General features: G+C 71.7%; 12 protein-coding genes. 6 read left to right on the top strand and 6 right to left on the bottom strand.

The annotated features are described in order from the left end of the window. Positions 1–332: 332 nt before the first annotated feature. On the bottom strand, positions 333–1,484 hold the full coding sequence (locus tag ACIBU0_RS44455; RefSeq protein WP_398830645.1) for a diguanylate cyclase domain-containing protein: 1,152 nt from the start codon (positions 1,482–1,484) through the stop codon (positions 333–335). Positions 1,485–1,630: 146 nt separating this feature from the next. Further along, a complete protein-coding gene (locus ACIBU0_RS44460) occupies positions 1,631–2,434 on the bottom strand; it encodes an enoyl-CoA hydratase/isomerase family protein (RefSeq protein ID WP_398830647.1) in 804 nt (267 codons plus the stop codon). 216 nt (positions 2,435–2,650) lie between these two features. Here ACIBU0_RS44460 and ACIBU0_RS44465 point away from each other — a divergent pair, with 216 nt between their 5' ends. Then, entirely contained in the window at positions 2,651–3,229 is a 579-nt protein-coding gene (locus ACIBU0_RS44465; protein WP_398830649.1) for a hypothetical protein, read from the top strand. 99 nt (positions 3,230–3,328) lie between these two features. Here the strand turns inward: ACIBU0_RS44465 and ACIBU0_RS44470 are convergent, their stop codons facing one another. Together ACIBU0_RS44470 and ACIBU0_RS44475 are read right to left on the bottom strand one after the other, a co-directional pair. Then, a complete protein-coding gene (locus tag ACIBU0_RS44470) occupies positions 3,329–4,456 on the bottom strand; it encodes an adenylate/guanylate cyclase domain-containing protein (protein WP_398830652.1) in 1,128 nt (375 codons plus the stop codon). A 179-nt stretch (positions 4,457–4,635) separates the two neighbouring features. After that, a complete protein-coding gene (locus ACIBU0_RS44475) occupies positions 4,636–5,496 on the bottom strand; it encodes a biotin--[acetyl-CoA-carboxylase] ligase (protein ID WP_398830654.1) in 861 nt (286 codons plus the stop codon). 110 nt (positions 5,497–5,606) lie between these two features. Here ACIBU0_RS44475 and ACIBU0_RS44480 point away from each other — a divergent pair, with 110 nt between their 5' ends. Continuing rightward, on the top strand, positions 5,607–7,211 hold the full coding sequence (locus ACIBU0_RS44480) for an acyl-CoA carboxylase subunit beta (RefSeq protein ID WP_398830656.1): 1,605 nt from the start codon (positions 5,607–5,609) through the stop codon (positions 7,209–7,211). A 17-nt stretch (positions 7,212–7,228) separates the two neighbouring features. Next, entirely contained in the window at positions 7,229–7,438 is a 210-nt protein-coding gene (locus tag ACIBU0_RS44485) for an acyl-CoA carboxylase epsilon subunit (protein ID WP_272122283.1), read from the top strand. Position 7,439: 1 nt separating this feature from the next. Here the strand turns inward: ACIBU0_RS44485 and ACIBU0_RS44490 are convergent, their stop codons facing one another. After that, entirely contained in the window at positions 7,440–8,570 is a 1,131-nt protein-coding gene (locus tag ACIBU0_RS44490) for an SGNH/GDSL hydrolase family protein (protein WP_398830658.1), read from the bottom strand. A 120-nt stretch (positions 8,571–8,690) separates the two neighbouring features. Here ACIBU0_RS44490 and mmpB point away from each other — a divergent pair, with 120 nt between their 5' ends. Both mmpB and ACIBU0_RS44500 read left to right on the top strand, forming a co-directional pair. Continuing rightward, positions 8,691–8,819 carry a morphogenic membrane protein MmpB gene (gene mmpB / locus ACIBU0_RS44495; protein ID WP_093747104.1) on the top strand — a complete coding sequence of 43 codons (129 nt, stop codon included), beginning with the start codon at positions 8,691–8,693 and terminating at the stop codon, positions 8,817–8,819. Positions 8,820–8,850: 31 nt separating this feature from the next. Further along, positions 8,851–9,471 (top strand): Maf family protein, encoded by a 621-nt coding sequence (locus ACIBU0_RS44500; protein WP_398830661.1) that lies wholly within the window; start codon positions 8,851–8,853, stop codon positions 9,469–9,471. On the opposite strand, the gene ACIBU0_RS44505 is transcribed toward ACIBU0_RS44500, so the two are convergent. Continuing rightward, on the bottom strand, positions 9,440–9,940 hold the full coding sequence (locus ACIBU0_RS44505; RefSeq protein WP_398830663.1) for a hypothetical protein: 501 nt from the start codon (positions 9,938–9,940) through the stop codon (positions 9,440–9,442). The genes ACIBU0_RS44500 and ACIBU0_RS44505 overlap by 32 nt on opposite strands. Before the next feature lie 360 nt (positions 9,941–10,300). Here ACIBU0_RS44505 and ACIBU0_RS44510 point away from each other — a divergent pair. Beyond that, a partial coding sequence (locus tag ACIBU0_RS44510) for a biotin carboxylase N-terminal domain-containing protein (protein WP_280842533.1) occupies positions 10,301–10,393 on the top strand: 93 nt, incomplete at its 3' end.

Raw genomic sequence — 10,393 nt, forward strand, 5'->3', positions numbered from 1 at the left:
CGCTTGAGGACGAGGCCGCGCCGTCCCGATCCCCCACCCACCCGCAGGGGCGGCCACCTCTCGACACCGGCCCGCGTCTTTCAGCCCGTCCGGCGCTTGAGGACGAGGCCGCGCCGTCCCGATCCCCCACCCACCCGCAGGGGCGGCCACCTCTCGACACCGGCCCGCGTCTTTCAGCCCGTCCGGCGTTTGAGGACGAGGCCCCTTCAGGGCCGAAGCGGGGGTCTGGGGGCCAGGCCCCCAGGGACCGGGGTCGAAGGGGCAGCGCCCCTGGAGGATGGGACGGGTAGGGGCGGCGGGGGCGAGGAACTCCGGCGCCGGGCAGCGCAGCGTCACGGCTGGCGTCCCCGGAACCGCCGCCGCTCCACGACCCCCTCCTCCCCGGAGGGCTCCGCATCGGCAAGGCGTACCACCGGATCGTCCGGCCCCTCCCGCCCCGCGACGACAGGCCTGTCGGCCCGCACGGCCTTGGCCTGGTACTGCGCCGCGTCAGCGAGCCGGAACAACCGCCGGGCGGAACGGACAGGCCCGATGGCGTCCTCCGTGGACGCCACCCCGCAGGCCACCCCCTCCCCCAGCTCCAACTCCCCGGCGTGACGGCAGAGTTCGTCCGCGGCCTTGACCACGTCATCCGCAGGCGACCCGACAGCCAGCAGACAGAACTCGTCCCCACCGAGCCGCGCGGCAAGAGCACCCGGCAGCATGGCCCCACACAGCGACAGCACCGACCCGAACCGCTCGAGCAGCCGGTCCCCGACCGCATGCCCCTGCGTGTCATTGACCCGCTTGAGCCCGTTGAGGTCACAGACGACAAGGCTGACCGCACCCCCCTCGCTGCGGTGCCACTCGATCGCCTCCTCCAACCGCACATCGACCGCACGCCGATTGGCGAGCCCGGTCAGCGCATCGGTGAACGCCAACCGCCGGGCCTCCTCCAGCCGCTCACTCTGCGCGATCCCGGCGGCCACGACGGAGGCCAGCACGGTGGCGAAGTCGGCATCCCCCCGGTCGAAGACCGGCGCGCCGACGGACCGGGCGACATACAGCTCCCCCCAGGCCCGCCCGTTCAGCACGATCGGCGCGACGACACAGCACCCCCGCCCACGGCGCCGCAGCGCGGCCACCCGCTGATGGCAGTACCCGGGGTGACCGGCGGACGGCCCGTCGGCCGTCTCCACCCAGGCGTTGGGCTCACCGCCGGCCGCCCACCGCTCGTGCAGGAACTCGGTGATCTCCGGGAACTGGTGCACCGGATAGGTCTCGTCGCCCGGAAACTCCTCCTCGCCCCGAGCCCGATCCCCCACATTGACGAGCACCCGCAACCGCCCGAGCTCCCGTTCCCACACCGACAGCGCGGCAAAGCTCCCGGCCAGCGCCCGGCACGCCCCGAACGCCGCCGCCCGCCAGGACTCACGCGGGGTGTGCGCCGCCGACATCCCCTGCGCCAACGCCACCACGGCAGCGAGCCGTCTGTCCTCACCCATCCCTCCAGGCTAGGAGGTTTAGGGCGAACTGGGACATTGGGGGGCCGCTAGGAGTGACGGGCGCGTCCACGGAAGGGCACCCCGCCCCTCCCGTCCACAGGAGGGGTCCCCGCCCCACCCCCCCCGATCCAGTGCCCCTCGGGCCCCTACTCCCCGGGCCACTCCGGCCGCCGCTTCTCGTTGAACGCCGCCACGCCCTCCGCCCGGTCCCCCGAGAACGCCACCGCCCGCCACGCCGCGTCCTCGACCTCCAGCCCGGCCCGCAGATCGAGCCCGTGCCCCACCCGCAGCGCCCGCTTGGCGGCGCGCAGCCCCACCGGCGAGTTCGCCGCCATCCGAGACCCCAGGGCGAGCGCCTCCTCCCGGTCCCACCCCTCCTCCACGAGCACATCCACCAACCCCAGCTCCCGGGCTTCCGCGGCCTCGACCCTGCGCGCCGTGAAGATCAGCTCCGCCGCCCGGGCGGCCCCCACTCGCCGCGGCAGCAACTGGGTGCCGCCACCCCCCGGGATGACCCCGACCGACACCTCGGGCAGCCCCACCACAGCCGTACGGTCGGCCACGATCACATCGCAGGACAGGGCCAGCTCGAAGCCACCGCCCAGCGCGAAGCCGTGCACCGCCGCGATCGTCGGCACGGGCAGCTCCAGCACCCCCGTGTACGCCCCCCGCGCCACCGGCCGCTGGCGCACCAGGTCCGCGTCACTGAAGGAGTTGCGCTCCTTCAGATCCGCCCCGACACAGAACGCCCGTTCATGCGTCGAGGTCAGCACCACCACCCGCACGCTCTTGTCCTCGCCCAGCGCCGCGCACGCCCCCGCGATCGAACGGGCCATCTCGGTCGAGACGGCATTCATGGCCTTGGGCCGGTCGAGAGCGAGCTCCGCGACATGCCCCCCGTCGCCGTGTCGCCGCACGGCCACGAACTCCCCGTACCGCTCCTCACTCATGACACCCTCCGGTTAACGCGGGTTAACAACATTCGCCCCGATCATCGCAGCCGTACCCCTCCGGGGAAAGGCCCACCGCGAGCGGTTCCCGGGTCCAGGCCCGACACCCCGTTCGAGTGACATCCCGCGCAACTCCCCCCGCACCATCAAGGACAGCGCATAACGTGCGCGACACCACGGCGCATTGGGGGCGCGAGCGTGCTGGGAGGGGACGTGATGGACAGTACGGCGGAGGGATCGTCGCCGGGAGGGACGGCACAGGCCCCCGGCAGCACCCGCCTCTTCGGCCCTCGCGGCCGCCACCGCCGCCCCCGCCCCCGCAAGGTCCTCCTCGCCGCGGGCGGTCTCGCCCTGGCCGCGGGCGCCCTGAGCCTGGCACGCCTGACACCCGACTCCGACATCACCGGCGTCGAGGCAGCGGACTCCGCCCCCACCCCGGCCCTCGGCACCGACACGGATCCCGCGCCCCCGACGCCCCACCCGAAACCAAGCCCGTCGTCGACCCACGCCATGGGCGGCCTGGCCACGACACCGACGACGGACACGATCGTCGTACCGACCACGGACACCACGGCTGCACCACGCCCCGGCGCGGCAGCCCCCACGCCAGGCGACACCCCGGTGCCCACCACCCCGACACACGGTCCAACGGCCCCGACCAGCCACGCACCGACCCCGACACCCAGCCGACCCGCCACCAACCCCCCGCCGCCCGAGCCGACTCAGCCCGAAGACAACACAGTCTGCGTCCCAGTCATCGCCCTGTGCGTGGACCCCCTGACCAAGGACGACTGACGACAACCCTCGCAGCAACGCCCCTGAAGGGGCGCGGGGAACTGCGCGACCAGCCACAACGCACCCGCAGCCGACACACAACCGTCGACAAAACGGCGCCTAGTCCCCCGTCGACGCCCTCCGAGTCAAAAGCCACGGCTCCACGACGCCCAAACCTCGCACCGGCCGCTGCCACATCGGCTGCAACGCAAACCGATACACCGGCGGCTCCTCCCCCTCCTTCTCCGCAGCGGCAGCGGCCTCCGCGGCCTCCGCCTCCGACGCGGGCGCTTCACCCGTTCGGATGAGTTCCTCCGCGAACGCGCTGTCGACGAGCACGGCATCGCGCGGGGCTATCGACGTCAGCCGGGAGGCAAGGTTCACGGTCGTACCGAAGACATCGCCCATCCGAGTGGTCACCGTGCCGAAGGCGATGCCGACGCGCAGTTCGGGCATCGTCTCGTCGTTGGCCATCGTCTCGATGAGCCGCAGCGCGATCTCCGCGGCGACGCCGGCGTCGTCCGCCGCGTACAGCACCTCGTCACCGAGCGTCTTGATCAGCCGACCGCCGCGGGCGGCCACGAGGTCGGCGGCGGTGGTCTCGAAGGCCTCGACGAGTTCGCCGAGTTCCTCTTCCTCCATGCGGCGGGTCAGCCGTGTGAACCCGACGAGGTCGGCGAACCCGACGGCCAGCCTGCGGTCGACCATCTCCTCGTCGTCGGCGGCCTGCACGACCCGGCCGGCCGAGGCGGCGAGCTGGCGGCGCCAGACGTAGACGAGGAACTCCTCCAGCTCGGGCAGGAGCAGCTCGATGATCGGGTACGTCACCTCGGTCCGCGTCATCCCCGGCTCGGGCGGCTCGGTCAGCCCCTCCAGGAACGAGTCGATCTGCCATTCGGCCAGCCGGGCGGTGGTCTGCCCGGTGGATCTGGCCACCTGTACGGCCATGGCCTCGCTGAGCAGCCCCGCCTCGACGAGACCGGCGAGGCGCCGGAGCGCCAGTACGTCGGCCTCGGTCAGCGCCTTGGCCTGCCCGATGTCGGCGAACCCCATGGCCCGCCAGAACCGGGACGCCAGCTCCATGGAGACACCGGCGCTACGGGCCGCCTGAAACGGGGTGTAGCGCCGCTCGGCGCCGAGGATGAGCTGTTCGAGGCGCAGCGCGAGCGGATCCTCGCCGGGGTCGGCGGCGTTGGGGTCCACCCGGCCGTCCGCGCCCGTGCCGGAGCCCGTGTCGTCGACGGTCACGCCTGCTGCCCTTCCGATCTGCCGCGGTCAGTAATCGACCGGCCTTCACTGTACGGCAGGTGTGCCCCAGCTCACTCGCGAGAGACCGCAGCCGACGCAGCACGCGCAGGTGGCCGCCGGTTGCGCAACCTCCCCGCTCTCAGCCCTCACCGGCCCGCACCCGACCGCCGAGCCGGCCCTCACGCCAACCGCAGGTGCACGATGTCCCCCGCCCCCACCGGCTCCTGCACACCGTCCTCCGTGGCCAGCACCAACCGCCCGTCCCCGTCGATCGCCACGGCCTCCCCGACCACCGCCCGCTCCCCCGGCAGCTCGGCCCGCACCACCTTCCCCAAGGTCGCGCACCCCGCCGCATACGTCTCCTGCAGCTCACTGACCACCGGGTCCCCCACCGCGGCCCGCCACCGCCCGTACCAGTCCTCCAGCGACCGCAGCACCCCCCGCAGCAGCGGATCCCGGTCCGTGCTCACGGCCCCGGCCAGCGCCAGCGACCCGGCCTGCGGCACCGGCAGCTCGTCCTCACGCAGGGTGACGTTGACGCCGACGCCGATGACCACCCCCGCGTCCCCGGCCCGCTCCGCGAGGATCCCGCCGGCCTTGCGCTCCTGACCGCCGACGGTCACCAGCAGGTCGTTCGGCCACTTGAGTGCCGTATCGACACCCGCGGCCCGGGAGAGTCCCGTCGCCACGGCGACGCCCGTCAGCAGCGGCAGCCACCCCCAGCGGGCCACCGGCACCTCGGCCGGGTTCAGCAGCACGGAGAAGAACAGCCCGGAGCGGGCCGGTGCCGTCCACTGCCGTTCCAGACGCCCCTTGCCGGCCGTCTGCTCCTCGGCGACGAGGACCGCGCCCTCGCTCGCCTTGCCCTCGGTCGCCAGGTCCACCAGGTCGGTGTTGGTGGAGCCGGTGCGCTGCACCACCTCCACGTCGCGCCACAGACCGCCCTCCCGGACGAGCCCCCGCCGCAGTGCGGCGGCGTTCAGCGGCGGACGGTCCAGGTCGGACCAACGGCTGTCGTCTGATGCATCGCGTGGCGTCATGCAAGCCACCCTAGGTGTGTGAAACGCCGCACTGCTGTTTCGTAGGGCCACCACTACTCTACGGATGAGTAACCGTCCCCCCTTTTGAGCAGGCAGGGAGCCACATCCCGATGTCCGAGCCGGAAGAGCGTCACGAGATCGACATTCACACCACCGCGGGCAAGCTCGCGGATCTTCAGCGGCGCATCGACGAGGCGACGCACGCCGGCTCCGCACGTGCCGTCGAGAAGCAGCACGCCAAAGGCAAGTTGACGGCCCGTGAGCGCATCGAGCTGCTCCTCGACGAGGGCTCCTTCGTGGAGTTGGACGAGTTCGCGCGGCACCGCTCCACCAACTTCGGTCTGGAGAAGAACCGCCCGTACGGCGACGGTGTCGTCACCGGGTACGGCACCGTCGACGGCCGCCCCGTCGCCGTCTTCTCGCAGGACTTCACCGTCTTCGGCGGAGCCCTGGGCGAGGTCTACGGCCAGAAGATCGTCAAGGTCATGGACTTCGCGCTGAAGACCGGCTGTCCGGTCATCGGCATCAACGACTCCGGCGGCGCCCGCATCCAGGAGGGCGTGGCCTCGCTGGGCGCGTACGGCGAGATCTTCCGCCGCAACACCCACGCCAGCGGTGTCATCCCGCAGATCTCGCTCGTCGTCGGCCCGTGCGCGGGCGGCGCGGTCTACTCCCCGGCCATCACCGACTTCACGGTCATGGTCGACCAGACCTCGCACATGTTCATCACCGGCCCTGACGTCATCAAGACCGTCACCGGCGAGGACGTCGGCTTCGAGGAGCTGGGCGGCGCCCGGACCCACAACTCGACGTCCGGTGTCGCGCACCACATGGCCGGCGACGAGAAGGACGCCATCGAGTACGTCAAGCAGCTGCTGTCGTACCTGCCGTCCAACAACCTCTCCGAGGCCCCGGCGTTCCCGGAGGAGGCGGACCTCTCGGTCACCGACGAGGACCGCGAGCTGGACACGATCGTGCCGGACAGCGCGAACCAGCCGTACGACATGCACGCGGTGATCGAGCACGTCCTGGACGACGCCGAGTTCTTCGAGACGCAGCCGCTGTTCGCGCCGAACATCATCACCGGCTTCGGGCGGGTCGAGGGCCGTCCGGTGGGCGTCGTCGCCAACCAGCCGATGCAGTTCGCCGGCTGCCTCGACATCGACGCGAGCGAGAAGGCCGCGCGCTTCGTCCGTACGTGCGACGCCTTCAACGTCCCGGTCCTCACCTTCGTCGACGTCCCCGGCTTCCTGCCGGGCGTGGACCAGGAGCACACCGGCATCATCCGCCGCGGCGCCAAGCTGATCTACGCCTACGCGGAGGCGACGGTCCCGCTCATCACCGTCATCACCCGCAAGGCCTTCGGCGGCGCCTACGACGTCATGGGCTCCAAGCACCTGGGTGCCGACCTCAACCTCGCCTGGCCGACCGCCCAGATCGCCGTCATGGGCGCCCAGGGCGCGGTCAACATCCTGCACCGGCGCACCATCGCCGAGGCGGAGGCGAACGGGGAGGATCTGGAGGCGGTGCGCGCCCGGCTGATCCAGGAGTACGAGGACGCCCTCCTCAACCCCTATGTCGCGGCCGAGCGCGGCTACATCGACGCGGTGATCATGCCGTCCGACACCCGCAGCCATGTCGTCCGGGGCCTGCGTCAGCTGCGGACGAAGCGGGAATCCCTGCCTCCGAAGAAGCACGGCAACATCCCCCTCTAGGCCTGCTGGGAGCCGCCATGAACATCAAGGTCCTGCGGGGCAACCCGACACCGGAGGAGCTGGCCGCCGCACTGGCGGTGGTCCGCGCCCGCGCCGCGGCGGCAGCAGCCACGCCGCCCGGCGCACCCAAGCCGCGGGACGGGTGGTCGGACCCGTCCCGCATCGCGGCTCACCGCCTGCCCCAGCCGGGCCCGGCGACGTGGGCGCGCACCTACTGGCCCGGTTAGGTCAGAGGTTCGCCGTCAGGACTTCGGCCATCACCTCGTACCCCGCGTCATTCGGGTGCAGGTGATCGCCGAAGTCGTACGCCGGCCGCAGCCGGTCCGGGTCCGCCGGATCGGCCAGCGCCCGGTCGAGGTCCGCCACCGCGTCGTACTCCCCCGAGCAGCGAATCCACTCGTTCAGCTCGTGGCTCACCTTGGCCGCATGCTCGCCCCAGTGGTCCGAGCCCCCGAACGGCAGCAGCGTGCAGCCGACCACCCTCAGCCCGGCCGCCCTGCCCTGCCGTATCAACTCCCGGTGCCCGGCGACGAGTTCCTCCGCCTGCACCACCGGCGCCGGTTTGTACGTCGGCTGCTCGTCCGTCTCGCTGAAGCCGATGTCGTTGAGGCCGAGCAGGACGACGAGCGTGTGCACGCCGGGCCGGTCGAGGACGTCCCGGCGCAGCCGGTGGACGCCCTTCTCGCCGTACCAGGCCGAGTCGTTGAGCAGCAGGTTCCCGCCGATCCCCGCGTTGAGAACCGGCCGCCCCGTGCGCGCGGCGAGCGCGTCGGACCAGCGCCGGTCCGCTCCCGGCGTCGAACCGAACCCGTCCGTGATCGAGTCGCCGAAGAGGGCGACGGCGTCCGTGCGCCCGGCGTCGACCTCCACGGCCGACAGGAAGTACCAGGACTCGGTGGCCGCGTCGAAGCCCGCGCCGCCCACGTCCGCCGACAGGTCGCCCTCGCCCCGGTAGCCGGCCGTGAACGCCTGCGCGTGGAAGGTCGCGGGCCCGGTCGCGGCGTCGAAGTACAGGGTCACGGTCACCGACTCCCCGGCGGCCACGGCCAAGGGGACGTCGTCGCTGACCGTCTCCCCGCGCGCCGGTATCCCGGCCTCGCCCGCACCCCCGAAGGTGAGCCGCGTGAGCGACCCCGGCTCCACGGCCGCCCCGGCCGCCGTACGCCCCACGGTCGCCGCCGCGACGCGCACGGGCGAGGTGCCGTACGCGTTGGAGAGCCGCACCCGCACCCGGCCGCCTCCCGCCGACAGCCGTACGACCTGCCGCAGTGACTGCCGCCAGAAGCCCTCGCGGGACCAGTTGGGCGTGAAGCCCTCGCTGGGCTGCTGAGGTGACGCGATCCAGGAAGCGGTGAACATGACTCATCCCCCAAACGGAACCGAAGACCCATTAGTTAATGGCACGCTAGCACCGTTTGGAGAAAAGTTGAGTACGCGTACTCAGGTGCCGCCCCGGCTCCCCGACCGACGATGGAAGGCATGCTGTGGTCCGACCCCGAGAACGAGCCGCCCAAGGAACTGCGTGACATGCAGGAGATGTTGCGGCGGCTGGGCGTTCTCATGGCGCTGGCCATGGTGCTCACGATGATCGTGCTCGGACTGAGATGAGCCCGGCCGGGCGCGCCGATACGCTGACCGCATGACTGATCAGCCCCGCCGCCGACTCGTTCTCGCCTCCCAGTCCCCCGCCCGGCTCAATCTGCTGCGGCAGGCCGGTCTGGACCCCGAGGTCATCGTGAGCGGCGTCGACGAGGACGCCGTCACCGCACCCACCCCCGCCGAGCTGGCGCTGGCCCTGGCCGAGGCGAAGGCCTCCGTCGTGGCGGCGAAGCCGGAGGTCAAGGGCGCGATCGTGATCGGCTGCGACTCGGTCCTCGAACTGGACGGCCAGGCCCTGGGCAAGCCGGCGGACGCCGAGGAGGCCACGGCCCGCTGGAAGGCGATGCGCGGCCGCGCGGGCACGCTGCAGACCGGCCACTGCGTCTACGACACCGTCACCGGCCGGTACACCTCCGCCACCGCCTCGACGGTGGTCCGCTTCGGCGAGCCGACCGACGACGAGATCGCCGCGTACGTCGCCTCCGGCGAACCCCTCTACGTCGCCGGGGCGTTCACCCTCGACGGCCGCTCGGCCCCGTTCATCGACGGCATCGACGGCGACCACGGCAATGTGATCGGCATCAGCCTGCCGCTGGTACGGCGACTGCTGAGTCAGCTGGGCATCGGCATCACGGAGTTGTGGGCGCCGGCGGAGGCGTGACGGGCGAGCCGCCCGCCGGGGTGCCGTCGTCGCCCTTGCCGTCACCGGGGACGGCGTCGGCGGGCTCCTCGGGCGCGCCCTGGGCGTCGTACGTCATCAGCACCAGCACGATGAGGCCGAGCACGACGACCATGAACAGGAACGCCGTCCAGCCCACCAGCCCCCAGGCGAACGCGCCCAGCAACCCGTGCACCACGGCCGCGCTGATCAGCAGGATGCGCCCGAAGCCGGCCGGGGCGCGGTCGCGCACGGCCACGAGCAGGGCGACCAGCCCGCACAGCGCGAAGTAGGCACCGAAGACCAGCCCGCCGATCTTCGAGGACAGCGACATCACGTCCGGATCCAGTCCCGCGAGCGACATGTCCTGCCGGTCGACGACGACCCCGAGGAACCACTGCACGGCCGCGATGCCGAGCCCCTCGACGAAGAGGACGACCGCCACCACCCACGCCACCGGCCTGCGCACCACCGGTCCCCACCTACTTCCGAGCTGCTCTGTTACCCCAAGTACGTACGAGACATCGCGAACGCTACTAACGGGTAAACCCTGGGACAAGGGTTCGGTCGAGGGCAAAGAATCATTGGGCCATTCGTAGGGATTCCACAAAGAAACCGAGTGGCCCGCAGCACGTGATGACAGAGACCTTGACCACAGCGGAGGGCTAGGGTTTCCCGGGAGAGACCTGCGCGCCTAGGCGCGACATGGGATTTCGCAGACGGGCGAGCCTGGAATCACGCTCCGTGTGGGCAAGCTCACCACTGGGGACGGGTCGATGTGGCGTGTCGGCAGTCCCTAAACTCGGCTTGTTTCAAGGAGGGAGCCTCAATCGTGCGCAAGGTGCTCATCGCCAACCGTGGCGAAATCGCTGTCCGCGTGGCCCGGGCCTGCCGGGACGCCGGGATCGCGAGCGTGGCCGTCTAC

It is taken from the genome of Streptomyces sp. NPDC049627, from assembly GCF_044465645.1.
Taxonomy (GTDB): domain Bacteria; phylum Actinomycetota; class Actinomycetes; order Streptomycetales; family Streptomycetaceae; genus Streptomyces.

What these genes read in the sequence shown, in the direction of transcription:
- ACIBU0_RS44480 (WP_398830656.1), top strand. Translation starts at nt 5,607, where the DNA reads ATGTCCGAGCCGGAAGAGCGTCACGAGATCGACATTCACACCACCGCG.
- mmpB (WP_093747104.1), top strand. Translation starts at nt 8,691, where the DNA reads ATGCTGTGGTCCGACCCCGAGAACGAGCCGCCCAAGGAACTGCGTGAC.
- ACIBU0_RS44465 (WP_398830649.1), top strand. Translation starts at nt 2,651, where the DNA reads ATGGACAGTACGGCGGAGGGATCGTCGCCGGGAGGGACGGCACAGGCC.
- ACIBU0_RS44500 (WP_398830661.1), top strand. Translation starts at nt 8,851, where the DNA reads ATGACTGATCAGCCCCGCCGCCGACTCGTTCTCGCCTCCCAGTCCCCC.
- ACIBU0_RS44460 (WP_398830647.1), bottom strand. Translation starts at nt 2,434, where the DNA reads ATGAGTGAGGAGCGGTACGGGGAGTTCGTGGCCGTGCGGCGACACGGC.
- ACIBU0_RS44475 (WP_398830654.1), bottom strand. Translation starts at nt 5,496, where the DNA reads ATGACGCCACGCGATGCATCAGACGACAGCCGTTGGTCCGACCTGGAC.
- ACIBU0_RS44455 (WP_398830645.1), bottom strand. Translation starts at nt 1,484, where the DNA reads ATGGGTGAGGACAGACGGCTCGCTGCCGTGGTGGCGTTGGCGCAGGGG.
- ACIBU0_RS44485 (WP_272122283.1), top strand. Translation starts at nt 7,229, where the DNA reads ATGAACATCAAGGTCCTGCGGGGCAACCCGACACCGGAGGAGCTGGCC.
- ACIBU0_RS44490 (WP_398830658.1), bottom strand. Translation starts at nt 8,570, where the DNA reads ATGTTCACCGCTTCCTGGATCGCGTCACCTCAGCAGCCCAGCGAGGGC.